Source organism: uncultured Psychrobacter sp., assembly GCF_947488565.1.
Taxonomy (GTDB): Bacteria; Pseudomonadota; Gammaproteobacteria; order Pseudomonadales; family Moraxellaceae; genus Psychrobacter; species Psychrobacter saeujeotis.
Map to the genome: position 1 here is coordinate 108,298 of NZ_CANKZC010000002.1, position 26,912 is coordinate 135,209.

The 26,912-nt window shown below is 45.6% G+C and carries 18 protein-coding genes; 3 read left to right on the forward strand and 15 right to left on the reverse strand.

Annotated elements, in window-relative coordinates; all coding sequences use genetic code 11:
* Positions 1 to 289: 289 nt before the first annotated feature.
* The 3 genes from ligA to Q0890_RS04740 all read right to left on the reverse strand — a co-directional run bounded on the left by ligA (position 290) and on the right by Q0890_RS04740 (position 7,768).
* Positions 290 to 2,395 (reverse strand): NAD-dependent DNA ligase LigA, encoded by a 2,106-nt coding sequence (ligA, locus tag Q0890_RS04730; protein WP_299218171.1) that lies wholly within the window; start codon positions 2,393 to 2,395, stop codon positions 290 to 292.
* 180 nt (positions 2,396 to 2,575) lie between these two features.
* Complete coding sequence (locus tag Q0890_RS04735; protein ID WP_299218173.1) at positions 2,576 to 3,595, reverse strand: cell division protein ZipA C-terminal FtsZ-binding domain-containing protein; 1,020 nt, start codon at positions 3,593 to 3,595, stop codon at positions 2,576 to 2,578.
* A gap of 216 nt (positions 3,596 to 3,811) precedes the next feature.
* Positions 3,812 to 7,768, reverse strand: coding sequence for an AAA family ATPase (locus Q0890_RS04740; protein WP_299218174.1), 3,957 nt, complete (start codon positions 7,766 to 7,768; stop codon positions 3,812 to 3,814).
* Between the two features lie 279 nt (positions 7,769 to 8,047).
* On the opposite strand from Q0890_RS04740, the gene Q0890_RS04745 reads away from it, so the two are divergent.
* Positions 8,048 to 8,347, forward strand: coding sequence for a DUF4298 domain-containing protein (locus tag Q0890_RS04745; protein WP_299218176.1), 300 nt, complete (start codon positions 8,048 to 8,050; stop codon positions 8,345 to 8,347).
* 8 nt (positions 8,348 to 8,355) lie between these two features.
* On the opposite strand, the gene Q0890_RS04750 is transcribed toward Q0890_RS04745, so the two are convergent.
* The gene (locus tag Q0890_RS04750) at positions 8,356 to 9,159 is read right to left on the reverse strand and encodes a sulfite exporter TauE/SafE family protein (RefSeq protein ID WP_299218968.1); all 804 of its coding nucleotides are present in this window, start codon (positions 9,157 to 9,159) and stop codon (positions 8,356 to 8,358) included.
* 257 nt (positions 9,160 to 9,416) lie between these two features.
* Here Q0890_RS04750 and Q0890_RS04755 point away from each other — a divergent pair, with 257 nt between their 5' ends.
* Together Q0890_RS04755 and Q0890_RS04760 are read left to right on the forward strand one after the other, a co-directional pair.
* Positions 9,417 to 10,379 carry a biotin--[acetyl-CoA-carboxylase] ligase gene (locus Q0890_RS04755; protein ID WP_299218177.1) on the forward strand — a complete coding sequence of 321 codons (963 nt, stop codon included), beginning with the start codon at positions 9,417 to 9,419 and terminating at the stop codon, positions 10,377 to 10,379.
* 37 nt (positions 10,380 to 10,416) lie between these two features.
* The gene (locus Q0890_RS04760; protein WP_299218178.1) at positions 10,417 to 11,145 is read left to right on the forward strand and encodes a pantothenate kinase; all 729 of its coding nucleotides are present in this window, start codon (positions 10,417 to 10,419) and stop codon (positions 11,143 to 11,145) included.
* A 262-nt stretch (positions 11,146 to 11,407) separates the two neighbouring features.
* Here Q0890_RS04760 and Q0890_RS04765 read toward each other — a convergent pair whose 3' ends face one another.
* The 11 genes from Q0890_RS04765 to Q0890_RS04815 all read right to left on the reverse strand — a co-directional run bounded on the left by Q0890_RS04765 (position 11,408) and on the right by Q0890_RS04815 (position 26,851).
* A complete protein-coding gene (locus tag Q0890_RS04765) occupies positions 11,408 to 12,595 on the reverse strand; it encodes an isovaleryl-CoA dehydrogenase (protein WP_299218180.1) in 1,188 nt (395 codons plus the stop codon).
* Positions 12,596 to 12,941: 346 nt separating this feature from the next.
* Positions 12,942 to 13,862: a hydroxymethylglutaryl-CoA lyase gene (locus tag Q0890_RS04770; protein ID WP_299218181.1), complete on the reverse strand. Its 921-nt coding sequence runs from the start codon at positions 13,860 to 13,862 to the stop codon at positions 12,942 to 12,944.
* A 36-nt stretch (positions 13,863 to 13,898) separates the two neighbouring features.
* Entirely contained in the window at positions 13,899 to 16,022 is a 2,124-nt protein-coding gene (locus Q0890_RS04775; RefSeq protein WP_299218182.1) for an acetyl/propionyl/methylcrotonyl-CoA carboxylase subunit alpha, read from the reverse strand.
* Between the two features lie 56 nt (positions 16,023 to 16,078).
* Positions 16,079 to 16,873, reverse strand: coding sequence for an enoyl-CoA hydratase/isomerase family protein (locus tag Q0890_RS04780; protein ID WP_299218184.1), 795 nt, complete (start codon positions 16,871 to 16,873; stop codon positions 16,079 to 16,081).
* 231 nt (positions 16,874 to 17,104) lie between these two features.
* The gene (locus Q0890_RS04785) at positions 17,105 to 18,715 is read right to left on the reverse strand and encodes a carboxyl transferase domain-containing protein (RefSeq protein WP_299218185.1); all 1,611 of its coding nucleotides are present in this window, start codon (positions 18,713 to 18,715) and stop codon (positions 17,105 to 17,107) included.
* A gap of 161 nt (positions 18,716 to 18,876) precedes the next feature.
* Entirely contained in the window at positions 18,877 to 20,631 is a 1,755-nt protein-coding gene (locus Q0890_RS04790; protein WP_299218187.1) for an AMP-binding protein, read from the reverse strand.
* 398 nt (positions 20,632 to 21,029) lie between these two features.
* Positions 21,030 to 22,817 (reverse strand): AMP-binding protein, encoded by a 1,788-nt coding sequence (locus Q0890_RS04795; protein WP_299218188.1) that lies wholly within the window; start codon positions 22,815 to 22,817, stop codon positions 21,030 to 21,032.
* A gap of 306 nt (positions 22,818 to 23,123) precedes the next feature.
* Positions 23,124 to 24,371: an FAD-dependent oxidoreductase gene (locus Q0890_RS04800; RefSeq protein ID WP_299218190.1), complete on the reverse strand. Its 1,248-nt coding sequence runs from the start codon at positions 24,369 to 24,371 to the stop codon at positions 23,124 to 23,126.
* Positions 24,372 to 24,589: 218 nt separating this feature from the next.
* Complete coding sequence (locus Q0890_RS04805) at positions 24,590 to 25,309, reverse strand: amino acid ABC transporter ATP-binding protein (RefSeq protein WP_299218970.1); 720 nt, start codon at positions 25,307 to 25,309, stop codon at positions 24,590 to 24,592.
* A gap of 127 nt (positions 25,310 to 25,436) precedes the next feature.
* Complete coding sequence (locus tag Q0890_RS04810; RefSeq protein ID WP_299218191.1) at positions 25,437 to 26,108, reverse strand: ABC transporter permease subunit; 672 nt, start codon at positions 26,106 to 26,108, stop codon at positions 25,437 to 25,439.
* Positions 26,105 to 26,851, reverse strand: a complete 747-nt coding sequence (locus Q0890_RS04815; protein WP_299218193.1) for an amino acid ABC transporter permease — start codon at positions 26,849 to 26,851, stop codon at positions 26,105 to 26,107. Before Q0890_RS04815 ends, Q0890_RS04810 begins: the two co-directional genes overlap by 4 nt.
* Between the last annotated feature and the right edge of the window lie 61 nt (positions 26,852 to 26,912).

Sequence of the window (26,912 nt, forward strand, 5' to 3'; positions counted from 1 at the left end):
TTGCGGGTAAGGGTATGTTATTGATTTTTAATTGGTAATAACATTGGGGTTAGTGGTGGGAGATTGGTTGGCTTTTAGAGTTTTGTAGGGTGGGTTAGCTAAAACCTAAACCACCCTACGTTTCTAATTTATAAATGGTGTGCGAGGGACGAGCATGCCATTAAAGAATAACCTATCCAGAAAATCCCCTCCAAGGGATTTGCACTTGCGAACCTGAGGAGGAATAAGCAAAACACTGTTTTGCCCGACGCAAGACAAGAGCCATGCTCGCAGTTAGCAGTGCAATTTTTTAACGGTTCTCTTCCACAACCAACCCCAAAAACTCTTGCTCACTCACTATCTTCACGCCTAATTTTTCTGCTTTGGTCAGTTTTGAGCCAGCCTTATCCCCTGCCAATAGCGCGGTGGTTTTTGCCGAGATGCTCCCCGAGACTTTTGCACCAAGCGCTTGTAGTTTAGCCTTGGCTTCATCGCGCGCCATGCTATCGAGCGCGCCGGTGATGACCCACGTTTGCCCATCGAGTGGTAGCCCTTCTGATGCGACCTGCTCGACCTTATCCCAATGGACGCCAGCCTCACGTAGTGCAGTGATGACTTCGATATTGTGCGGGGCACGGAAGAACTCATGGGCAAGCTCAGCGGTAATCGCGCCAACGTCAGGAGTTTCAATAAGCGCGTCCATATCGGCTGACATCAGGCTATCAAGATCACCAAATTGTTGGGCGAGGTTTTGTGCTGTACCTTCACCGACACCGCGAATACCCAGCGCATAAATAAATCTGGCTAAGGTAGTCTTTTTACTGGCCTCGATAGCACTGATGATGTTTTGTACGGATTTTTCACCCAACTTTTCAAGGGTAATCAGCTCATCGGTATGGTTATGCAATTGATAGATATCAGCGACGGTTTTGATAAGTCCATGCTCAAAAAAGCTAATAAGCCAACGCTCGCCCAAACCATCAATATCCATCGCCCGACGCGAGACAAAATGAATCAATGCCTCGGTCTGCTGCGCGGGACAAAACAGTCCGCCAGTACAGCGCGCCAATGCTTCATCTTCTGGCAAGACGACAGGAGAGTCGCAGACAGGACAAGTAGAGGGTAGCTTAACTGGCGCGGAGTCTTCTGGACGCTGATCATGCCAGACGCGCGTGACTTTTGGAATGACGTCGCCTGCCCGGTGTACGCTGACCATATCGCCTGCACGCACATCTAAGCGCTGAATCTCACCAAAATTATGCAAGGTGACATTGCTGACGGTGACGCCGCCAACCTTAATGGGTTCTAATTTACCAACTGGGGTAATCTGTCCCGTACGCCCGACCTGCCATTCGATAGTATGCAGACGGGTCATGACGGTTTCGGCGGGGAATTTATACGCCGTTGCCCAGCGCGGCTCACGTGACAAAAACCCAAGCTGCTGTTGTAAGGCTAAGCTATTGACTTTAATTACCACACCATCGATTTCAAACGGTAGCTTGGCACGCTTTTCAATCACAGACTCATAGTACTCTTGAGTTTCGCGTGGGTTTTTTACCACTCGTACAGCACTGACACTAAAGCCAATGTCACCAAGCCAAGCCAACGCGGCTGATTGCGTCTCAATAGTCTCAGGTAGACCTTGATTTACCGAGTAGCAATAAAAAGCTAGCGGACGACTGGCGGCTATGCTTGGATCAAGTTGTCTCAAGCTACCAGCCGCGGCATTGCGTGGATTGGCAAAAGTTTTGTCGCCCTTCTCTTCGGCAAGGCGATTAAGACGCTCAAAACCTGCCTTAGGCATCAGCACCTCACCCCGTACTTCTAATAGTGGGATATCAGCGGCATCAGCGAGCCAAAGTGGCAAGTTACGAATCGTTTTGGTGTTTTGAGTGATGTCTTCACCCGTTTGCCCATCACCGCGTGTGACTGCTTGCACAAACTTACCGTGCGCATATTTTAGTGAGACTGCAAGCCCATCAAGCTTAAGCTCCATCTCGTATTCGGGGTTTTGCTGTGCATCGCTCAGACGATCGTTAATCCTGCGCATAAAAGCATGCAACTCGTCATAATCAAAGACGTTGCCAAGCGACAGCATGGGAATGTCATGGGTCACTTGAGTAAATGCCGACAGCGGCGTATCACCGACTTGATTGATAGGACTGTCCGGCTGCACCAAATCTGGATATTCTTCTTCAAGCTCAAGCAAAGAGCGACGCAGCTGATCGTATTCGCTATCGTCTAAAACGGGGTTATCAAGCACGTAATAGGCATAATTGTGCGTTTTGATGGCATCAATAAGCGTGCGCATTTGAGTGATGATATCGTGATGAGCATCAGGATTAATCGAAGGTTGTGAAGCTACTGTTTGATTGGTTTGGGTTTGAGAAGTGGTCGGTGCGATAGGGTCAGTCATAGTCGGCGTCTTTACAATTCAAGATGCCGATATGATAACAATTTTGCAGGTTATTCGGATAGAGTTTTACAGAAAATGAGGACGACTAAAAAAGGCAAATAACGTAACATCAATATACCATCTGCGTTACCTTATTTGCGTGTTGAGATACTACTGGTACAGTTTGATTTTCAATATTTATTAAATTTCATAGTCGCGAACTTGATTACGCAATTGTTGTTTATATTCAGGGGTGATCGATTCATTGTTTTCATCAAGTATCAGCGCATTTAAATCATCCGCCATCATATAAGCAATACTCATCATACTATCAAAGCTGCGCAGCGCTTGTGGATGCGGCAGTGATAAAAATACTACCACCCCATTATAAGTGTTAGTCGCCACACTATGCGGATCAAACGGCGCGATACCACTGTCGGTGATACCCATCATACTAAACCACAGCATGCCGGTGCCGTCTTTTTGCTCATAGCGGTGGAACATATTCATGGCCCCAAAGCGTAGGCCATATTTATCAATCAAAGCCAATAAATCGCGGCCACGAATGATTTCTACAGGGCGATCACGGTACTGACGCGGCAAGATAGTAATGTTGATATTGTCTTTGGCATTGATAAGTGGGCCATTTTGCGCTTCATCGACAGGCTCTAATAGATGTTGATCTAGTATCGGGCTGTTGTCATCAAAACTTGGCTCTTCAGCCGTATCAATCACTGGCATCAAACTATCCGTCGCTGACATAAGGCTAGAAAACGCATCAAGCTCTTGCTCATTACCAGCTTGCATATGGCGAGCTGCTTCTGCAAACTCAGCATTATCTGCGCGTTGCTGCTCAGCTTGCCAGCGCGTATAGTCTTCATCATTGTTGTCATCAGTATCCACGCCAATCTCACCGCGACCTTGAGTCAATTGTGCATCGACAGTGGTATGGGTCTCGGTCAACGGCTCATCTTCGATAACCGCATCGAGATAGTCACGATTGGGCGCAATGGTGGTCTCACCTGGAACTGTATCATCAAAATCTGGTTGATCGACAATATTACGCTCGTGACGCGGTATGATGGGTATACCATTTTTATCATAGTTGACTACCGCAACCTCCGTACCATTCCGACGCTTAAAACTACGAATGACCATAAACAGGCCTGCAAGCACAACAAATGCAGCAACGGCAATCAAAACAAACTGAATAGCGGTCATGAGAAATACATCCTAATAACTATGATAAAAGGGAATACACAAAATGGAATAAATGGCAATAGTCTAGCATGGCTGACTAACCTCGTCACCATATAGTAATCGTTTATGGTCAGCGCGACATAGTTGCGTTACGTTACACTCTCAGCACTCACTATAATACTAAAGTCTGTATAAAATCCGATACCAGTTATCAATGATTAATATCGATCATTCATACTAATTGTCGATATAGCTGGCCGCTTCGTTGAGTGAAACACTCACTAAAGTAGAGATACCAGCATTTGGCATGGTAATACCCTTCAGCTCATCGGCAATTTGCATCGCAAGCTTATTATGGCTGATAAAGATAAACTGCAAATCGTCTGCCAGCTCATGAATGAGGCTAGTAAAACGAGCAACGTTTGCATCATCAAGTGGCGCATCGACCTCATCAAGCACACAAAACGGTGCTGGATGCTGCTTAAATATCGCAAAGATCAAACTCAGCGCAGTTAGGGTTTTTTCACCGCCCGAAAGTACGGCGAGGCGACTATTACGCTTGCCCTTTGGCTGCGCCATTAAGGTTAATCCAGCCCGCCACTGCTCTGATTTTGGTGCATTGGCAGGCATATCATCAGTATTTAACGTTAGGCTGGCTTGTCCACCGCCAAAGACTTTGGCGAATAAATTGGCAAGCTCGTTATTGACCGCGTCAAGCGTCTGTATAAACAAGGTCTTAGTGGTCTCATCGATAGAGGCAATCGCCTTGCTCAATGTCTCCATACTGGCGGTGATATCTACTGTCTGCTGCGCGAGTGGCTCTAAGCGCTCATTAACTTCCGCCAACTCTGCCACTGCCGCGAGATTGACCGCACCAATCTTACTCAGTTGCTGCTCAAGTTTCGTCTTTTCACGCTCAAGCTCAGCGATTTTGTCAGGGCGCACGCGGCGATCATGCGCGATAAAATCTGCCAATAAATTTGAAACACTCGTCATTAACTGGGGCTGCTGTGATAAGTTCTCATCGGCCTTATATGTGTGACTCACGCTATAATAAGCTTCTAAAGCCTCTTGCGTATGAGTACTGGCATCGTCTAACCGCGCTGCACTTAATGCCAGCTCAGTGGCATGATGTGCAAGCTCGCTTTGCTGAGTCTGCAGTGTCTGCTGTAGCGTCTCTAGCTCTGCCTGCTGCTGACTATACGCCTTTTTAAGCGCCGTTAATGCCAACTCACGCTCTGCTAATATTGCCTGCTGCTCATCGCGTGCTGTCTGCGCAGTTTGTAATGCCGATTGTAGTGCTGGCAGTTTTTTTTGCTGCTGCTCGTAACTTACCTTTAGACGTTGTTCACTTTGTAGCGACTTGTTGTGTTGCACACTTGCACGGTTAAGGCTACTAACGCTATGCTCTAAGCGCATCTCGTTTTGTTGAATACGCAGCTGCAAGGCTTGCCAAGCGTCATCATCTGCTTGACGCGTCCGATTGAGCTCACTGCGTTCAGACTGCAATTGCTGACTCAATGCCCGAGCATCCGCTATTTTTGGTGTCAGCGCCGCTATCTCACTTTGGATATGCTGCTGTTCATGATTGAGGGTTTGCTGCTCTTGTGCCAGCTCTTGTTGTTCCTGCCCAAGGGCAACTTTATCCGCATTTAGCCTCAGGCTATCCGCTTGCAAGCGCTCAGCAGTAGCACGCTGCGTGGTGAGTTGCTGCTGATAGTTGTATTTATCACGCGTTAATTGCTCCGCTTGCGCGCGGGTTTCTTCTAAACTGACCGTTAACGCATCGTAGTTGCGCTGGTTATTAGCGATGGTTTTTTGCTGATCTTGTATTTTGCTCTCAAACTCATCAAGCAAATCTTCTAACGCTTGTAGACGGCTGCGCTGCTGTAAACGCTGGCTTAAGAATTGACTATTGCTATCATTTTGACCATCTTGCGCACCAATAAATTTACTAAGATTCATTGTACCCTGGCGACTGATAAGCCAACCATCAGACGTTAGCAGAATAGCTGATGATGGTAATGCTTTTAAAATGTCGGCGAGCACTGCAAGTGTCTGCTTGTTAGTATCTTCAGGCTCCGCAATATATAAATAACATTGCTGCCAAAGCACTAAGTCAGGGGCAGTAATCAGCTGTGATAAAGGCAGTACTGTATCAGTCAAACTATCAGGCAATTCGCTAACGAATAAATTACCTCTAATCTCACTTTGCTTAACAGATAGCCACAGGCTATGGCCATTTTCTATAGAAGAATTGTCCTGTTTATTAATTTGTTCTTTTTGCGCAGCCTGATAAGTAAACACATCTGCTAAGTCATGCTCAAGCGCTTGCCATAAGCTATTCGCTTTTTCAACGTCGCCATTAACTTTTTTAGTACTTGATTGTTTAGAGACCAGTACATGACTACCCAGCCATAATGCCAATACACTATCGAGTAACTCTGCGTGCTGCTGACCTTTCGCGCTGAGCTCAATCTGCTCACGTAAGGTGGTGATGGCTAAGTCATTATAGTTATTTAATACTTGATTCTCTGAGTCAGTTTTTACTACATCGGTAGTTTTTACTTTAACAGGCTGTTGCGATTTTGGCGTGGGTTTAGGGTGTAATATCTGATGTAAGGTATCGTACTCACCTGCTAAAACAGCGTGACGTTTTTCATTCTCACTCAACTCGCGTTGCTGTTTGTTTAAAAGTTGCTGTAAATCATGCGCTTGTGGCTGTAGCTCAGACAGCCGCTCATCGACGCTATCGTATTGGCGCTCAATTTGCTGCAACTGTTTGTTTAGCTTAGCAACTTGCGTGTCTAACGTGCGCTGCAAATTATTCGCATCAGTCTGCGCTTGCCCATTACCATCAGCTCTGTCAGTATTGGCAACTGGTGATAATGACTGCTGTAGCTGCTGCCATAGATTCTGCCAGTTTTGCTGGCGGCGCTGCCACTTATCATGGTTTTGCTGATGCCGTTTTTGCGCTTGAGCATTAATGGCTTGCTGCTGCTCGAGCGCACGATGACGATCTTGCAGTTGTGATAGCTGATTTTGCGCATCATGGTAGGCGCGCTGCAATGGTTGCTCATTGCGTTTATGTGCTTCACGCTTACTACTCAGCTTATCGAGCTGCGGACGCAGTTCTTCTAGCACATTCTGCTGCGTGGCTTGCTCAGCTTTTAAACGCTCAATCTCATCGACTGCTTGCCCACGCTGCTGCTCTGAGCCGACTCGTTGCTGTTCAATAACGGTTAGCTGTGACTTGGCATCACTTAGCTGGTGCTCGGCTTGCTGGTAGCTTAGCTGCTGCTGATAATGGCTGCTTTGCGCATCGTCTTTTAGCCACTGTTCTTGATTGATATGCGCAGCAAGCTTATCTTGCTTGACTTTTAGCGCGTCATAACTTGCTTGTAGTGTGGTGACCTCATTAGCGCTACGCTCATGGGCGATTTTTTGCTGCTGCTGAGTATGCTTAGCTTGATACAGTTGCTGAATCGCAAGTTGCTGCTTAATGTCAGCAAGCGTTAAGGCCAACTCTTCATAACGCTCAGCGCTAGCAGCTTGCTTAGATAAGCGCCTTTGTTGGCTAATTAGCTCGCTTTGCATATCATGCAGGCGTGCAAGATTGTCTTTGGTTTTCTCGAGCTTTTTTTGCGTCTCTATTCGGCGCGCTTGATAGCGCGATACCCCTGCCGCCTCTTCGATAAACTCACGCAGCTGCATCGGATTGGAATCTACAATTCGCCCAATCATACCTTGCTCAATGACTGCATAACTGCGCGCGCCAAGCCCCGTGCCCAAGAACACATCGACCACATCTCGGCGGCGACAGCGCGTGCCATTGATGAAATAGTCTGAACGTCCCTCTTTATTTACTTGCCGGCGTACAGACAGCTCTTGATAGAGGTTAAACTCATGGAGAATGCCCGTCTGCTCATCTTGGGTATGCTCAAAAGTCAGCTCAACACTGGCAACACTTTTGGCAGATTTATCCTGCGTACCAGCAAAGATGACATCACTCATTGCCCCGCCGCGTAACTGCTTGGCAGAGGTCTCACCCAGCACCCAGCGAATGGCATCGATGACGTTGGATTTGCCACAGCCGTTCGGCCCGACGATGGCGGTGATACCATGACGGAAGGTAAAAGTCGTTGGATTGGCAAAGGACTTAAAGCCTGCCAGCTTAAGAGATTTTAAACGCATGAATGGTCAGTGAACTTAGCGAAAACAGGCGGCTATTCTACCTGAAATTGTGACGAGTTTTTAGGGTTTATGAGGAATGCGATAATATGTTCACTTTAAAAAATATATAGTGCTACTAGGATGAATTATGTGTAGCATCGAACAGCGACGAAGTCGCACAGCAAGCAAGGAAAATTTATACCAGTAGCACATCCAAATCTATATAGCAGTTTTATTTCAATTCATTATATGATACTGCTCAAAAGCTAAATTATTAATCACTAAAAAAAGAGAATTAAAATGGCAGAATATAACCCGCAGGAGCTACAACAAAAATATGAAGAATGGTGTGAGCTACATCGTCAACAGCTTGAGGCGCAACAGCAGTTCTTAAAAGCTGAAGCATTGCAAAACGAATTAAAAGACTACTATCTAAATTCGCAATGGATGGCAGATCGTGAAGCGGATATGCCAATTGAGTACTCGGGTCAAGCGCACTCAATATTTAGTGAAGATGCGCTGTGGAGTATGCTCAGCGATCATGATGAATTAGCGAGAAAGTGGATGCGTTTGGGGCTAGATGCGCTTGATAAAAAGTAAATCTTAACCTAAATCACCCCAATTCCACTTAACAGCAGCTGCCCCCCAGCAAATAATAACAATACCCCAAAAGCACGCTTAAGCATCAGTGCTGGCAATACGTGAGCAAGCTTGGCACCGACTTTTGCCATCGCGAAACTGACGACTGAAATACATATAAAGCCTGTGACATGGACAAAGCCTATCGTACCCTCAGGTAGATTGACCACATCTTGACCAAACCATGCAAATCCTGCCGCGCCAGCCAACGCAATCGGTAGACCGCAAGCCGCTGAAGTACCGACCGCCTGCTTCATAGGTAGTCCTGCCCAATTTAAAAACGGTACGGTCAAACTACCACCACCAATTCCGAAGATAGACGATGCCATACCAATCCCTGTACCCGCGCCAAACTGTATACCCGCAGGCGGCAGTGGCTTACCGAGCTGTTCTTTGTTAGAAAAGAATAGCATCTTTAATGCCACCAATAATGCGCCAACACCAATGATGGCTTGCAATACCTTGCCATCAATCAAATCAGCGACACCTGCGCCAACAAGGCTACCGATGACCAAACCTAGCGCCATCTTGCGCCAGACCTCCCAGCGCACACCGCCGCGCTTATTATGCGCAGTCAATGAGCTAATAGAAGTCACCACAATGGTTGCAAGCGAGGTACCAACCGCCAAATGAGTAACTACCTCAGGAGGGAAGTTATAAGCAGTAAAAATCCATACCAATGCTGGCACGATAATCATGCCGCCACCGACACCAAACAAGCCTGCACTGACCCCTGCAAACGCTCCTGCAATCACAAACCATACATACAACATCATCGAATTGGCCTTTTGCTTGTTTTTTGAATGTTTTTGTCGTGCCTGACTACTTTTTTGTCTTCTTATTTTTTTGTCTGTCTACTTGGCGCATACTCTCACGCCAAATCAGAGGTATTAAATAGGTACAATCGACCATATTACATTTGCCAAACTCTCAGCCGATCTTTATGCTGTTTGTCTTATATTGTCTACTTAAGACAAGCGCCAGTATACCAAAGATTACCCATACGACCTTAACTACAGTGACTAAATTTATGCCGTCATCAGCCAGCACCTCTGTCTATTTATCTGAGCTTACGCATCGTCATGTGACCAGCAGCGCCTCTACCAATACTGAGCTGATAGAACATGTCCAAGATGGCACACTAAGCGCCACTGAATTACATCTATTGACGGCTGAGACCCAAAGCGCAGGACGTGGGCAACGGGGGCGTTCATGGCAATCACCGCGCGGCAATGTCTATCTGTCGTTATACCATCCAGTGCATACATCCATTAGCGGCTTGTTATCGTTGCTCGTCGGTGTCGAGCTGGCAAAAATGCCTATTATCCAAACGTTAAATGAGCAGCTGCGCGCACAAGGTTTGACTCCTATTGGCGTCAAATGGGCCAATGACTTGGGCTTTTATCAAAACCTGCCTAAACCAGATGAATCTCAATCAAACAAAGCCACACTAGACACGCAAATTATTCAATTTAATAAACTTGCCGGTATTTTGATTGAACCCGTATGGAAAGCAGGTAAATTGGTTGGTGTGGTCATAGGTGTTGGACTCAACGTACAAGCTGCACCAAAGCTAACCGCGCAAACTTGCGAAGGCATGAGCTATCAAGCGATCAGCTTACAAGACATTTACGCGATGCTAAAAGCAGATACCAATAATAAGAGCAACGATATCAGTCTACCAACCTTACAAACGCTTTATCAACAAATGAGCAAAGCATTGATAGCAGCGATGACGCGCTTTGAGCACTTTGGGATAGAAAAGCCAACTGGACACACTTATTATCTGCACAGCTTTTTGCAAGAATTTGCGACGATGGATGCACTGGCAGGTCTGCGATTACGTGTGACTCAAGACCATGACGATAAAGCGCATGTGGTGACTGGTCATGCCTGCAGTATCGATACAAACGGGTGTTTGCAATTGCGTGAAGATAACGGTAAGATTTCTGCGCTTTTTACGGGCCGTATTGACGTAACTCGTGAGGCTTAGAGCACATACTTAACGAGCACTATATAAAGGGATTTTTATGCTCTGGTTAGATCTTGGAAACACCCGTCTTAAATACTGGCTCACTGATGATATCGGGCAGATAGTCGCACACGATGCCAAGCAGCATTTGCAAGCGCCTGCCGAATTACTCATGGGTCTAACCGATCGCTTTGAGCGTTACGCCCCTGACTTTATCGGTATCTCATCTGTACTGGGTGACGAGCTGAACGCCAAAGTAACAGAAACGCTGAGTCGTCTAAACATCCCATTTGAGTTTGTCCATGTCGATGCGGCGCACCCATTGATGCGTAGCGACTATAATGATGAGCAACTTGGCTGCGATCGTTGGTTACAGATGCTGGGCGCAGTCGATAAGAAAAAACGTCAATGTGTGATTGGTTGCGGTACAGCGGTAACGATTGATTTGATTGACCATGCGACACATTTGGGTGGTTATATTTTCCCGAGCATCTATCTGCAGCGCGAGTCATTGTTTTCTGGTACCAAGCAAATCACCATCTCTAACGGTACTTTTGACAGCGTCGGTCAAGGGGTTACCACGCAAGATGCGGTACATCGCGGAATCTTACTATCTATCGTTGGGGCGATCAATGAGATTAGCCGTCGCCATCCCAACTTTGAAGTGATCATGACTGGCGGCGATGCGTCCATTATCGCTCAGCACGTCAACCGTTCAGTGCGCTTGCGTGATGATTTATTATTAAATGGTCTGGCACGCTATTTTGACCATAGTAAACAGACATAGTAATTTGAAAGATTTTATAAGATAGAAAATAGAAATAAAAAAGCAGGACGTTTTAAGCGTACTGCTTTTTTTATAGCTTGTTCGACTTCAAAACCATACAGAGTGCTAATAGTATAAGTTTTTCGCAGACTCTGTCACGTCTGCGAACAGCAAGCAAGAAAAGTTTAGGCCATTAGCATGAGGATATTAATGTATCGATTTTATTCTGAAATTAATATCCAACGAACATTCAATAGTTTATCTAACGGACATTCAATAGTTTTTATTTAGTCTCGTTAAACAGTTCACGACCGACCAGCATACGGCGAATCTCACTGGTACCTGCGCCGATTTCATACAGCTTAGCATCACGCCAAAAGCGACCTAGCGGATACTCATTGGTATAGCCATTACCACCGAAGATTTGAATGCCCTCGCCTGCCATCCACGTGGCTTTTTCAGCACACCACAAGATCACGCTGGCGCAGTCTTTACGCACTTCTCGGCTATGGCCAGCACCGCGCTGATCGAGCATATCTAAATTTTTACCGACCGTGTATAAGAAGCTACGCCCCGCTTGCAGGATGGTATACATGTCGGCAACTTTACCTTGAATTAGCTGAAACTCACCAATCGCTTGACCGAACTGCTTACGATCATGGATGTACGGAACGACATTATCCATCACCGCTTGCATAATACCGATAGGACCTGCGGCCAATACTGCGCGCTCGTAGTCAAGACCGCTCATCAGTACTTTAACGCCTTCACCAACGCCACCTAAGATATTTTCTTTGGGGACTTCAACATTGTTAAAGGTCATCTCACCCGTATGACTACCGCGCATGCCTAGTTTGTCGAGCTTTTGTGCGGTACCAAAGCCTTCCATTCCTTTTTCAACGATAAATGCTGTCATACCTTTGGCGCCCATCTCAGGGTTGGTCTTAGCATAAACCACCATCACATCAGCATCAGGACCATTGGTAATCCACATTTTGCTACCGTTTAATATGTAGCTGCCGTCTTTTTCTTCTGCTTTTAGTTTCATACTGACCACATCAGAGCCAGCGCCCGTCTCACTCATTGCAAGTGCACCAACGAATTCACCACTGATTAATTTTGGTAAATACTTTTGTTTTTGTGCCTCATTACCATTGCGTTTAATCTGGTTGATACATAGGTTTGAGTGCGCGCCATAGCTTAGAGCCACGGACGCAGAAGCGCGGCTAATCTCTTCCATCGCGACCATATGCGCGACGTAGCCCATATCAGCACCGCCGTACTCTTCAGGAACGGTAATACCATGCAAACCTAGGTCGCCCATCTTTTGCCACAAATCCATTGGAAACTCATCGCTACTGTCAATTTCAGCCGCGCGCGGGGCAATTTCATTGGCCGCAAACTGCTGTACCACATCACGCAGTGCATCGATATCTTCGCCAAGCTGAAAATTTAATCCAGGTAAACTCATAACCATTCCTTGTATATAAATATTTTAATAATTAAATTCTAATCTGTTTTTAGAGCCATTACATTTTCAGTGCATTTAGGGCGTGTTGAACATTCATAAATGAACACTGCTGATCGCTAAAATTGTTCCAGACACGGCGCAAGTCGAAGATTATGTTGATACCTTAGCTAGACTTGCAACACAGTATGGGGCAATTTTAGCATCAGCCTAAAAGGACAGGACTACTTTTTGCCACTCCTTTTATAAAAAGAGACGCTTAGAATGACTAAACTTACTATTTTTATCTTTGAATCGCCTAAAAAATAATCTCTGTCAGTGCCATGATCGAAAGTTCAACATACCCTAATTAGGACTGACGCTTATTAATCAGCGCACGTGCCACGCTTGAACCATTGCGGCGACCGAGAAACTCACTAATACGCTCACCTGCTACGACCAATTTATCTAAATCAATGCCAGTGCTAATGCCCATACCATGCAGCATGTAGACGACATCCTCGGTTGCGACATTGCCTGTTGCGCCTTTGGCATACGGACAGCCGCCAAGCCCCGCCACTGAGGTATCAAATTCGCTGACGCCCATCTGTAAGGCGGCCAAGGTATTACTAACGGCTTGACCATAAGTATCATGAAAATGGCCTGATAGCATAGCTATATCAGCATATTCTAAAGCGGCTTGTAGCGCGCGCTGTACTTTCAACGGAGTACCAACACCGATGGTATCGGCAATACCAATCTGCTCTGAACCAATCTCAACCAAACGCTTGGTCACGTACGCCACTTGGCTTGGGTCAATCTCGCCCTCATAAGGGCAACCGACCGTACAAGAGATAACGCCGCGTACTTTGATGCCCTGTTCTTTTGCCGCAGCGGCAACGGGGGCGAAACGTTCAATACTTTCATCAATACTACAATTGATGTTTTTCTGGCTAAAGGTTTCACTGGCTGAACCAAAAATTACGATTTCATCAGGACGGTGCACGATGGCATTCTCAAAGCCGCGCATATTTGGCACGAGTACCGAATACATAACGTCATCATGCCGCGACTCTGACAGTGCGGTCATTAGCTCACTATTGTCGCCCATTTGCGGCACCCACTTTGGCGAGACAAAGCTGGTTGCCTCCAGCTTTTTTACCCCTGCTGCGATTAAATCGTTGATAAGCGTCTGCTTCACTACAGTCGGTACTGTCATTGATTCATTTTGCAAGCCATCACGTGGACTAACGTCAACGATTCTGACATGGTCTGGATAAGAATGGCTCATGGTTATTATCCTTTTATTGCCCTTATACTTCGGTTCTTAAGCTTCACTAGCTTCGGTATCGATACGGAGCAGCTCATCACCATCAGCCACCGAGTCACCTGCTGCAAACAATAACTCTGCCACTACCCCATCAGTCGGTGCGGTAATGGTATGTTCGATTTTCATTGCTTCAATAACAGCGAGTGGCTCACCTTTTTTGACTGTGTCGCCAACTTTTACTTTAAATGCCACTACCTGACCTGGCATTGGTGACTTCAAGCTGCCGACCGCTGCAGACTCTTCGCCCACGTGCGCCATGATATCGATCAGCGTAATCTCGTCACGACCGCTGTCGGTGAACACATAAACGATCTCATTGTGTACCCAACTTTGAGCGCTAATACGTGCGCCATCAACCCATAAAGTATGATTGTGTGCGTCGCTGCTGGCGTAACTCACATTACTCTCATAAACAATTTCTGTCTGAGCGGCTACATTAACATTATTTTGAGTGTCGTTACTTGCGATCTCTTTTTCAATAATCAATGTAAAGCTGCTGGTATTTTTAGCACCCTTTTTGCTGTCAGAATAATGTGCGTTGTGCCAATTACTAATACGAGCACTATAAGCTTGCTCATCATAAACCAAGCTAAACGATCTTGTATAATCGTTATACGCACGAAAACCAGTAGGCTTACTAAATGGGTCTACATCTGTACCTTGAGCAGCGCCTTCACTGGCAAGCTGCTGCGTAATAGCAGTCACAACCAACGTCGATAACTCAAGCGGATGCTGATCAAATAGCTCGTCCGCTTCACGCTCTATCAGTGCCGTATCGAGATTGGCTTTACTAAATGACTCAGTATTAAGAATATAACGCAAAAACGCCACATTCGTCGGTAAGCCAACGATGCGCGTTTGTGCCAATGCGCGATCAAGCTTGGCCAATGCTTGCTCGCGCGTTGGCGCATGAACGATAAGCTTGGCAATCATAGAGTCGTAAAACGGGCTGATTACATCGCCTTCGCGTACACCATCATCGATGCGCACGCCTGCGCTGTCATTGTTAATTATAAAGGTACTATGTTCAGGCTTTTGATAGGTAAATAAAGTACCTGTCGCTGGTAAGAAGTCATTGTCAGGATTTTCAGCACAGATACGCGCTTCAATCGCATGACCATTGATCGCAAGCTCATCTTGCGTCTTTGGTAATGGCTGACCTGCCGCAACCAAAAGTTGCCATTCGACCAAGTCTACACCAGTAATGGCCTCACTGACTGGATGCTCAACTTGCAGACGGGTGTTCATCTCCATGAAATAAAAGCTCATAGCGCCTTCGCGCTGTTCAACGATGAATTCAACCGTACCTGCACCAACATAGCTAACGGCACGCGCGGCTTCTATCGCTGCTGTCCCCATCGCTTTACGCATAGCCTCATCAACGCCTGGCGCCGGGGCTTCTTCTAGCACCTTTTGATGGCGACGCTGTACCGAGCAATCACGCTCAAAAAGATGCACATAGTTGCCATGCGTATCACCGAATACTTGGATCTCGATATGGCGTGGTTTGAGGGCGTATTTTTCAATCAATACTTGATCATTACCAAAGCTGGTAATCGCTTCACGGCGACATGAATCTAACAAGTCAATAAAGTCGCTACCCTGCTCTACGATACGCATGCCTTTACCGCCACCGCCGGCGCTGGCTTTAATCAATACCGGATAGCCAATATCATCTGCTTGCTGTTTTAAAAACTGGGCATCTTGATTGTCACCATGATAACCCGGTATCAGTGGCACGCCTGCCGCTTCCATTAAACGCTTGGACTCAGACTTGCCGCCCATGGCGCAAATCGCATCGGCAGATGGACCAATAAAGACTAACCCTGCATCTTGACAGGCTTGCGCAAAATCCGCATTCTCACTTAAAAACCCATAACCCGGATGGATCGCTTGTGCGCCAACATCGAGAGCAATCGCAATGATCGCATCGCCTTTAAGATAGCTATCTTTCGGAGACGATCCACCCAAATAAACCGCTTCGTCACAGACAGCGACATGCTTGGCTTCGCGGTCAGCATCAGAATAAACAGCGACGGTATTCACACCCAGACGCCTGGCAGTCGCGGCCACCCGGCAGGCAATTTCACCACGGTTGGCGATTAGAATTTTAGAAAACATAACTATCCCTGTGTCTTGTCATTTTTATTTGTCGTCTTGGCTATCGTTGTTTGCGTCTAGTCTACCGTCAACCAATCAGGCTTACGCTTTTGCAAAAACGCTTGCACGCCTTCCTTACCTTGTGTAGATGAACGGATATCAGCAATGCCTTTTACCGTATCGGCAATTAAGTCATCACTAATAGGCGCGCCTGCAATATCATGCAACAGCTGCTTGCAAGTTTTAACCGCATCAGGGCTGTTTTTGACCATCTTGGCACAGAATGTTGCCACTGCCTCATCTAATGCTTCTTCGCTGACTCGCTCGTGGATAAAACCAAGCTGACGCGCTTTTTTGGCGTCAAACACTTCCGCACTTAAGAAATAACGCTGTGACGCTCTAGCACCTAGCGCTCTGATAACATAAGGGCTAATTGTTGCAGGGGCTAGCCCCAAACGCACTTCACTCAAGCAAAAGTTCGCAATCTTAACGGCGATAGCCACATCACAAACGGCCACTAAACCCATACCACCTGCATAAACGTCGCCTTGAATAGCAGCAACTGTCGGCTTAGGACATTCATAGATAGTTTTAAGCATTTGCGCGAGTTTATCAGCGTCCGCTAGATTTTCTTCATAGCTATAATCTGCCATGGCACGCATCCAGTTAAGATCGGCACCTGCACAGAATGCTTTGCCGGCAGCCGCTAACACGATGACTCGCACATTATCATCAGTGCCAAGCGTGGTGAAAACTTCGGTCAGCTCAGCAATCATTTCATCATTAAAGGCATTACGTATTTCAGGACGGTTTAATGTCACCGTCGCTACGTGCTGCTCAATATCGACCAATAGGCTTTTATAGTTATTCATATATGATTGTCTCTATTTTTCATGGTAACTTTTGTATGACTTTTCTTTTAACGCCGTCATTATATTTTAGAAAAACTGTAGGGTGGGTTAGTTTTTCAAACTCTCTCAGAGAGTGCGGATAAAACGTAACCCGCCATTTTGCATGATGGCTATTTAATGTTGTGACTATTTAATATTGGTGGGTTACGCTTACGCTAACCCACCCTACTATCTTTTCAAGTCGCTACCAATCTACATTCTAAAGACCCCATAAGTCGTCTCTTCAATCGGTGCATTATAGGCAGCGCTAAGACCTAAAGCCAGTACGTTACGAGTATCAGCAGGATCAATCACCCCATCATCCCACAGGCGCGCCGTCGCATAATAGGGATGGCCCTGCTTCTCATACATATCGAGAATCGGCTCTTTAAATGCAGCCTCATCCTCGCTACTCCATTCTTCGCCCTTACGGTCGAAATTATCACGCTTGACGGTTGCCAGTACTGAGGCTGCTTGCTCACCGCCCATGACAGAGATACGCGCGTTTGGCCACATCCATAAGAAACGAGGACTATAAGCACGGCCACACATGCCGTAGTTACCGGCACCAAATGAGCCACCGACAATAACGGTAAACTTCGGCACTTTGGCGTTGGCAACTGCCATCACCATCTTAGCACCGTGACGAGCGATACCTTCGTTTTCATACTTACGGCCAACCATAAAGCCAGTAATATTCTGCAAAAATACCAATGGGATTTTACGCTTACAACATAGTTCAATGAAGTGTGTGCCTTTTTGCGCTGACTCACTAAACAAGATACCGTTATTGGCAATAATACCGACTGGCATGCCTTCGATATGCGCAAAACCACAAACCAGCGTAGTACCGAAGCGCGCTTTAAACTCATCAAAGGCACTGTCATCGACGATACGAGCGATGATTTCTTTAATATCAAAAGGTTTACGCTTGTCTGTTGGAATGACGCCATATAGCTCTTTGGCGTCATAACGTGGTGGACGTGGTGTGATTTGATTCGGAATTTGCTTAGCAGAACGATTGAGATGACTGACGATATTACGGGCAATCGACAACGCATGGGTATCGCTTTGTGCTAAATGATCGACGACCCCCGACAGGCGAGTATGCACGTCGCCACCGCCCAAATCTTCAGCGGTGACCTCCTCCCCCGTTGCTGCTTTCACAAGTGGTGGCCCACCCAAAAAGATGGTGCCTTGATCTTTGACGATAATAGATTCGTCACTCATCGCTGGCACATAAGCACCGCCTGCCGTACAGCTGCCCATGACTACGGCAATCTGTGGAATGCCTGCAGCACTCATATTGGCCTGATTAAAGAAAATACGACCAAAGTGCTCTTTGTCTGGAAATACGTCATCTTGGTTTGGCAAGTTCGCGCCGCCTGAGTCCACCAAATAGACACAAGGTAAGTTGTTTTCTTGAGCGATTTCTTGCGCGCGCAAGTGCTTTTTGACCGTCATCGGATAGTACGTGCCGCCTTTTACCGTGGCATCATTACAGACAATCATACACTCAGTGCCATTAATACGGCCGATACCGGCAATCACGCCAGCTGCGGGAATATCCTCGCCATACATATCATGCGCAGCCATTGGAGCCACTTCTAAAAATGACGTACCCACATCAAGCAAGCGCTCGACACGCTCGCGCGGGAGTAGCTTACCACGCGCCAAATGCTTGGCACGGGCACGCTCTGAACCGCCTTGAGCGACCTTACGCAGGTGTACATATAAGTCGTCGACCACTTCTTGCATAGCAGCACTGTTTTGCTGAAAGTCGCTCGCATTTGGGCTTAACTTACTGGTTATGATAGTGCTCATGATATCCCTTTTCTTTAATGCGTAGAGGTAAGTAGCTTTTTTAGGCAGATTATTCTAATTGCTGATTACTCTAAGCGTTACTCACATAATTAATCTTTAATGTTTTAGGCCCAGATGTTTTAAGTTCAAATATTTTAGACCTTATAAACTAAACAAGCTTATTACAAGCTCAGCTCATCTTTCATCATCTCAACGATTTTATATTTTTGAATCTTGCCTGTAATGGTCATCGGGTATTCTTCGACGAAACGATAATAGGTCGGTATTTTATAATGGGCAATGTTATTACGGCAAAACTCTTTTACCTCTTCTTCGGTTAAGCAATCAGGCTCTTTGGGAATAATCCATGCTGCCAATACTTCACCGTACTTAGCATCAGGTATGCCAACGATTTGCACATCGCGAATCTTAGGGTGACGATATAGATAGTTTTCAATCTCTACTGGATAGATATTCTCACCACCACGAATGACCATGTCTTTGCTACGACCCACCACTTTGACATAACCATCTTCATCCATAGTAGCCAAATCCCCTGTGTGCATCCAATTATCTTGAATGGACGCGCGAGTTTTGAAGCGGTCACCCCAATAGCCTTTCATCACCGAATAGCCGCGCGTGAGTAGCTCGCCTTTTTCTCCTAGCGGAACAGTCTCACCCGTTTCGGTATCGATGATTTTGACTTCAAGCGCTGGCTGCACCAGTCCGACAGTGGAAACCTGCTTCTCAAGCGGTGTGTGCTTGTTTGTTTGACAAGATACTGGACTGGTCTCGGTCATACCATAAGCAATCGTGACCTCGCTCATGTGCATCTCATCAATAACGCGGCGCATGACTTCAATCGGACAGCTCGAGCCTGCCATAATACCGGTACGTAAAGTGGATAAATCGTATTGGTTAAAATCTGGATGATCAAGCATTGCGATAAACATCGTTGGCACTCCATGCAAACCAGTACACTTTTCTTCTTCGACCGCTTGCAGGACACTTAATGGCTCAAAACCATCATTGGGATACACGATACAACCACCATGGGTCAAAATGGCTAGATTGCCGAGTACCATACCAAAACAGTGATAAAGCGGCACAGGAATACACAAGATATCTTCTTCAGTGAGATTCATCGCCTCACCAATAAAGTAGCCGTTGTTTAAGATATTACGGTGGGTTAAGGTCGCACCTTTTGGTGTGCCAGTCGTACCACTGGTAAATTGGACATTGATAGCGTCAGTGTTTTTGAGCTGTGCTTGGCGTTCGGCAACGCGTGGATCGTTCGGGTCACCCTCGCTTATCCAGTCAGAGAACTTTTGCATATAACTAAAAGTTTCATCATTCCCTGGCTCATCGATCCAAATGATACGCTCAATCGTCGGTATCTCGACCAAATCTAGCTGATTATAAGTTTTATGATAAATCTCCGGACACAGCTCTCGCACCATTTGCGTATAATCACTGGTCTTGAAGTGGCGCATGAGCACCAATGCCGAGCAGCCCAATTTATTTAAGGCATACTGCAACTCAAAGGTGCGATAGGCAGGATTAATATTGACGAGGATAACGCCAACTTTAGCGGTCGCTAATTGCATTAAAAGCCACTCGCTATTGTTGTGCGACCAAATACCGATGCGATCACCAATCTCAAGCCCCATCTCTATAATGGCGCTTGCCAGCTGATTGACCTTTTGTTGTAGCTGTTTATAAGTCCAGCGAATGTTTTGATGACGGGAAACTAGCGCCATGCGGTCCGGATATTTATGGACAATAGCGTCAAAGAAATCACCGATGGTCGCTTCAATCAGTGGTACATCAGGACCTTTGTCGTAGCTTTGAGAAAGTGGCGCATTGGCTGAGCGCGCACCCATGTTGACGCTGGGAATGTTAGCTAAGATAGCATGGAAATCAATATTTTGAGTCATAACGAGTCCTTTCGTTTTATCTTTTTATTCTATATAAAAACAGCCCGTAAGCCGATTTTTCATCCTTGAACCTATATCATATATTATTATCTACTATACCGCTTCAAATGAAAGACTGTCAATGATAGCGATACAATATGTATCATTTAAAAAGAAAATATAAAATAAATGAATAATTGCTTATTAAACGATAAGTTAGCAATGAATTTTTTATGTGACTTAAATTATAAAAGTCAGCTTTATACCATAGTAGTATAAAACTGACTTTATCAGTGTTTAACACTTCTGTCTTTATATCTTTAGCATTCAGTTGTAAGTCTTTATGATAATAGCACTTATAAATTAATGCTTATAAATTAATGACTTATGTTGGTTAACAGCTATTTATCTACCATAGTCTACTCTAAACCTAGCTCCTCTATCATTTGTTCAACGATTTTATACTTCTGAATTTTGCCCGTCACGGTCATCGGATATACATCCACGAAGCGAAAATAGGTCGGCACTTTATAATGAGCGATATGGTCACGACAAAATTGCCTTATCTCTTCTTCGGTCAAATTTCCCGGCTCTTTGGTAATGATCCACGCCGCCAACACTTCCCCATATTTTTTGTCAGGCACGCCAACGATTTGTACATCACGTATTTTAGGATGACGATAAAGGTAATTTTCGACTTCTACAGGATAGATATTTTCGCCGCCACGAATGATCATATCTTTACTACGCCCAACCACCGTAATGTAGCCGTCTTCGTCCATCGTTGCCAAATCACCCGTGTGCATCCAGCCATCAGTGATTGCCGCGCGTGTTTTAAAGCGGCTACCCCAATAGCCTTTCATGACCGCATAGCCGTAGGTGAGTAGCTCGCCTGTCTCTCCAATCGGGACGACCTCACCCGTCTCGGTATCGACGATTTTGACTTCAAGTGCTGGCAGTACCATCCCTACTGTCGAGACTCTTTTTTCAAGGGGTGTTTGCGAGCTGGTCTGACAAGAAGCTGGGCTGGTCTCGGTCATACCATAAGCAATGGTCACCTCGCTCATGTGCATCTTATCCATGACGCGGCGCATGACCTCAATCGGACAGCTCGAGCCGCCCATGATACCGGTGCGCAAACTGGACAAATCAAAGCTATCGAAGTCTGGATGATCAAGCTCTGCGATAAACATCGTTGGCACGCCAAGTAAGGCGGTACATTTTTCTGCTTCCACCGTTTGCAATACTGTTAGCGGATCAAAACCATCATTGGGATACACCGCGCAGCCACCATGGGTTAAAATGGCTAAGTTGCCGCCTACCATGCCAAAGCAGTGATAGAGTGGCAATGGAATACACAGCCTGTCCTCTTTCGTCAGCCTCATCCCCTCGCCCATAAAATAACCATTATTCAAGATATTACGATGCGTTAAGGTAGCGCCTTTGGGCGTGCCAGTTGTGCCACTGGTAAACTGCACGCTAATAGCGTCAGTGTTTTTGAGTTGAGCTTGACGTTCTGCAACGCGAGGGTCATTGGCATCTCCCTCTGCCATCCAACTAGAGAACTTTTGCATAAAATTAAAGTCTTCATCGCTCTCTGGTTTATCAATCCAAATAATGCGCTCAATCGTCGGAATCTCGACCAAATCGAGCTGGTTATAGCTTTTATGATAAATCTCAGGACATAGCTCGCGAATCATTTGCGTATAGTCACTATCTTTGAAATGACGCATCAATACCAAGGCCGAGCAGCCCAATTTATTCAGCGCATATTGCAGCTCAAAGGTACGATAGGCAGGATTAATATTAACGAGAATGACGCCAATTTTTGCGGTCGCTAATTGCATCAGCAGCCACTCGCTATTGTTGTGCGACCAAATAGCGATACGATCACCTATCTCAAGTCCCATCTCAATCATGGCACTTGCCAGCTGATTGGCTTTTATTTGCAACTCACGATACGTCCAGCGAATATTTTGATGACGAGAAACCAAGGCTTCACGCTCAGGATATTTATTGACAATGGCATCAAAAAAGTCGCCAATGGTCGCTTCAATCAGCGGCACCTCAAGCCCTTTGTCATGGCTTTGGGTGAGTGGCGCATTCGCTGAGCGCGCACCTATATTAACTTTGGGAACATTATTGAGAATACTGTCATTAAGAATCTTGTTATTGAGAATATTGTCGAAATCGGCAAGCTGAGTCATAACGAGTCCTTTCGTTTTGCTGTTAATTTTATTACTGCTTTATGAGCATTTAATGCGCTGCTAAGGTAAATACAATATTCCTCCTTGGATATTTGTTATAACTAGACAGTATAGTTAAATCATGCCCTAACCAATATAGCCCCTTAAATAAAAGACTGTCAATAATATTGATACAGCACGTATCGATTATAATTGATGCGACGTACTATTAAGTCGATAACTAATGCAAAAAATGCGATAGCCATAAAAAAAGCCAGTGCTGCATTTAGATAGCAGCACTGGCTATGATGTAAAGATTTTTAATAATTAAGCTTTAGGCATGACAGGCGCTTTAATAGTCACTGTTGCACTGACTTTATCCTTATCATCTAGCAATTCCATGATTAGCTCGTCATCCGTTTCAGCCTTTACCTGCCAATTACCCGACGCTTGTGGTACACCAGTCGCCATGACAGAGATGGCTTTATTTTTTAGACGAATCATCGGCGGCTTATGCTCATAGCCTTCGTGCTCATGACCTAAAATATCGTCGGCAATGGTGGCAGCTTGTGCACGTAGTGGCGCGACATAACGACACGCTACCCCATTGATAGACATACAGTCACCAATGGCATAAATATTAGAAGCATTAGTACGCAGTGTTGTCGCATCGACCACGATACCAGTACGGCGATTGAACTCAACCCCAGCAGCAGCAGGCAATTTATCGTCGACAGTGAGACCTGTACTAGCTATCACATGGTCGACGATCAAAGGTTCAGGCTGCTGATCAACCGTACTATCGGCACCTGCTACCGGCTTATAGTTTACTTGTAATTTATCATGACCACTTGTACTGTCGTTATCATTGACGCTGTCGCTGACACGCGTCACGTCAGACACTTGATAACCACCCAAAAAGTTAATCCCTTGTGATTTGACTGCTTGAGCGATACGAGCTGTTGCTTTTGGCGGTAACATTTGTGAAAGCGGTGCATCATTTAAATCAATCAGCGTCACCTCATGCCCAGCTTTTAACAAATCTTCTGCAATCTCGGTCCCAACCATACCCGCGCCGACGATAGCGACATGCTGACTACCCGTTGCCAGCTTTTCTTGCAGTTGACCAAAGCGTTCAATATGATTAACGTGCCAAACCAAGTCTTCTGGCAAGCTTTGCGGAAAGATAGGATGAGCGCCCATTGCTAGCACTAATTTATCATAGCCAATAGTGGCATAATCTACATTGGCCGGATCTGAGCGCGTAGCAGAGATAAGATGTAATTGTTGACTGGCTGCATCGATGTCACTGACTTGGGTATTGGCGAGTAAATTGACGTTTGCATCCTTAGCTGCATCACTACCTGTAGCCCGTACCAAATCTGAGGCGCGTTTGTTTTGACTGATCGCCATGGTTAGCATGGGCTTGTGGTAACGATCTGCACTATCTGTCGTGACCAACGTAATTGCAATGTCTTTATCTTTCGCACGAATGGCGTCAATGACATGCCAACCCGCTAGTCCTGCCCCAACAATGACGACACCTTTTGATGTAGATGAATGTTCTGCGCTCATACAAGCTCCCATTAAGTTGATTATTATGTTTGTTAAGTTTTACAAAATTTGCTGGATATGATTGCTCTTATTGTATCAGTAAACAGCCATGCACTCATCTATTCTCCCTCATCGCTTACGATGTAGTTACTCATCTCAATATTGAGGATATAAACTTACTCACACAAAAAAGCGCCTATTTATAGGCGCTTGATATCATCATAGAATGAAATAAACTTTTAATGGTTCAAAATCTTTGACAGAAACATCTGCGCGCGTTCACTTTTCGCACCTTCAAAGAATTCATCCTTACTACAATTCTCAACGATATAGCCCTCATCCATAAAAATAATACGGTTAGCGACCTGACTGGCAAAGCCCATCTCATGAGTCACACACATCATTGTCATACCGTCGCGTGTTAGCTCGACCATCACATCAAGTACTTCTTGAATCATCTCAGGGTCAAGCGCTGAGGTTGGTTCATCGAACAGCATCGCTACGGGATCCATTGCAAGCGCACGGGCAATGGCGACCCGCTGCTGTTGACCACCAGACAACTCGGCTGGATATTTTGCCGCTTGCGCTGTCAGTCCCACCCGATCCAAATACGCCATCGCTTTCTTTTTTGCCTCAGACTCTTTACGGCCTAATACTTTGACTTGTGCGACGGTCAGATTGTCGATAATGGTTAAATGTGGAAACAGTTCAAAATGCTGAAACACCATGCCAACGCTACTACGCAGCTTAGGTAGGTCAGTCTTTGGCGCACCGACTGAGATACCATTAACCATAATCTCACCTTTTTGAAAAGGCTCAAGACCATTGACAGTCTTAATCAAGGTCGATTTACCACTGCCCGATGGGCCGCAAACCACCACCACATCACCCCTGTGTACGTGGGCAGTACAGTCGCTCAAAACTTGGAAGTCGCCATACCATTTGCTGACGTCAGTCATCTGAATGACTATCTCATCACTGGCATGACCATTGTTTGTCACCAGTCCGCCAAAGTCATTTGTATACGTATCAGCATTACTCATCACTGGCTCCTAACCACATTATTTTAAAGTTATTAAAAAACACTCAAAACCTCAGACGTTTTTGTACATGTTGCACACCGATAGAAGCGCTTAAGCTGATGACAAAATACACCGCCCCTGCGCCTAATATATAAGGTGTCAATAAACCCATCAGCTCACCACGGACATAGGCTGCACGGAAAAAGTCTGTCAAACCAATAGCAAATACCAACGTCGTATCTTGGAATAAAATAATACATTGTTGCAAGATAAGTGGCAGCATTTTGCGAAAGGCTTGCGGTAATACGATCAAACGCATGGTCTGCCCATAAGTCATACCCAAGGCTTTTGCAGCATTGACTTGGCCGCTACCAATAGACTGAATACCTGCCCGTACCACTTCTGAAAAGTAGGCGGCTTCAAACATCATAAAAGCAACGACGCATGAAGCAAAGGCGGCATCAAGTTGCAAGTATTTACCAGCTACCCAAAAATAGATCATCGGTACGGCAAAATAAAACCATAGCAATACTAGTAGCAGCGGTACAGAACGAAAGTAATTGACGTAGAGTTTGGCGGGTACTTCTAGCGCCTTAATACCAGATAAGCGCATCAAAGCGAGTACGGTTCCTAAACTGATACCACCGAGAATGGCTAAAAACAATACTTTTAAGGTGGTTAGCATGCCACCCATTAGACCTGGATAGGCCGTTGCAAGTTCGGTCATCATACTCATTTCTGACTCCCTGCAATAAGCCCTGGTACACGCAGTTTGCGCTCAATCAAACCCATGATGGCGATTAAAGATAGATTAAATACCAAATAGATAACAGTCGCGTAAGTATAAATCTCAAGGTTATTTTGAGTATATTCGCTAATGGTTTTGGTCTGACTAATGAGCTCCATTACGCCGACCAAAGAGGCCACTGATGCGTTTTTAAAGCAGTTGGTCAGCTCAGAGCTAAGTGGCGGCAAGATGATACGAAAGGCTTGGGGTAATAAGACTTGTTTATAAGCTTGTAGAACACTAAACCCAAGAGCGTAAGCGGCATTGATTTGACCTTGTGGTAGCGACTCAATACCCGTACGCACTTGCTCAACGATACGTGCAGCGGTAAATAAGCCAAGGCCGATACTTGCTGAGAGCATGGCTGAGGTATTCGGAGACAAGTCTTTATACCACCATTCTTGTAAGGCTGGTGTCAGCCAACCAGGGGCGACATAAAACCAAAAGAATAATTGAACCAATAAAGGAATATTACGAAAAAAAGTGATGTAGGCGGTGCCAATACTGCGCGCAGTCTTACTTGGCAAAGTACGCATGATACCAAAGATGGTACCAATGATCATGGCTATCGCCCATGCAATACTACCAATCAATAACAACCAGCCAAGACCGGTGATCATCCAATGTAAGTACAGCTCATTACCGATACCGGTTTGCTCAAAGAGCACACCCCAGTTCCAGCTATAATTCATTTTTGTCTCTCCGAGCAGCGGAAGATAGACTCAAGCGTTAGGTCAATCTAGATGATTTTCC

What these genes read in the sequence shown, in the direction of transcription:
- Q0890_RS04790 (WP_299218187.1), bottom strand. Translation starts at nt 20,631, where the DNA reads ATGACTCAAAATATTGATTTCCATGCTATCTTAGCTAACATTCCCAGC.
- Q0890_RS04785 (WP_299218185.1), bottom strand. Translation starts at nt 18,715, where the DNA reads ATGAGCACTATCATAACCAGTAAGTTAAGCCCAAATGCGAGCGACTTT.
- Q0890_RS04755 (WP_299218177.1), top strand. Translation starts at nt 9,417, where the DNA reads ATGCCGTCATCAGCCAGCACCTCTGTCTATTTATCTGAGCTTACGCAT.
- Q0890_RS04795 (WP_299218188.1), bottom strand. Translation starts at nt 22,817, where the DNA reads ATGACTCAGCTTGCCGATTTCGACAATATTCTCAATAACAAGATTCTT.
- Q0890_RS04760 (WP_299218178.1), top strand. Translation starts at nt 10,417, where the DNA reads ATGCTCTGGTTAGATCTTGGAAACACCCGTCTTAAATACTGGCTCACT.
- Q0890_RS04810 (WP_299218191.1), bottom strand. Translation starts at nt 26,108, where the DNA reads ATGAGTATGATGACCGAACTTGCAACGGCCTATCCAGGTCTAATGGGT.
- Q0890_RS04775 (WP_299218182.1), bottom strand. Translation starts at nt 16,022, where the DNA reads ATGTTTTCTAAAATTCTAATCGCCAACCGTGGTGAAATTGCCTGCCGG.
- Q0890_RS04740 (WP_299218174.1), bottom strand. Translation starts at nt 7,768, where the DNA reads ATGCGTTTAAAATCTCTTAAGCTGGCAGGCTTTAAGTCCTTTGCCAAT.
- ligA (WP_299218171.1), bottom strand. Translation starts at nt 2,395, where the DNA reads ATGACTGACCCTATCGCACCGACCACTTCTCAAACCCAAACCAATCAA.
- Q0890_RS04765 (WP_299218180.1), bottom strand. Translation starts at nt 12,595, where the DNA reads ATGAGTTTACCTGGATTAAATTTTCAGCTTGGCGAAGATATCGATGCA.
- Q0890_RS04805 (WP_299218970.1), bottom strand. Translation starts at nt 25,309, where the DNA reads ATGACTGACGTCAGCAAATGGTATGGCGACTTCCAAGTTTTGAGCGAC.
- Q0890_RS04745 (WP_299218176.1), top strand. Translation starts at nt 8,048, where the DNA reads ATGGCAGAATATAACCCGCAGGAGCTACAACAAAAATATGAAGAATGG.
- Q0890_RS04750 (WP_299218968.1), bottom strand. Translation starts at nt 9,159, where the DNA reads ATGTTGTATGTATGGTTTGTGATTGCAGGAGCGTTTGCAGGGGTCAGT.
- Q0890_RS04780 (WP_299218184.1), bottom strand. Translation starts at nt 16,873, where the DNA reads ATGAATAACTATAAAAGCCTATTGGTCGATATTGAGCAGCACGTAGCG.
- Q0890_RS04735 (WP_299218173.1), bottom strand. Translation starts at nt 3,595, where the DNA reads ATGACCGCTATTCAGTTTGTTTTGATTGCCGTTGCTGCATTTGTTGTG.
- Q0890_RS04815 (WP_299218193.1), bottom strand. Translation starts at nt 26,851, where the DNA reads ATGAATTATAGCTGGAACTGGGGTGTGCTCTTTGAGCAAACCGGTATC.
- Q0890_RS04800 (WP_299218190.1), bottom strand. Translation starts at nt 24,371, where the DNA reads ATGAGCGCAGAACATTCATCTACATCAAAAGGTGTCGTCATTGTTGGG.
- Q0890_RS04770 (WP_299218181.1), bottom strand. Translation starts at nt 13,862, where the DNA reads ATGAGCCATTCTTATCCAGACCATGTCAGAATCGTTGACGTTAGTCCA.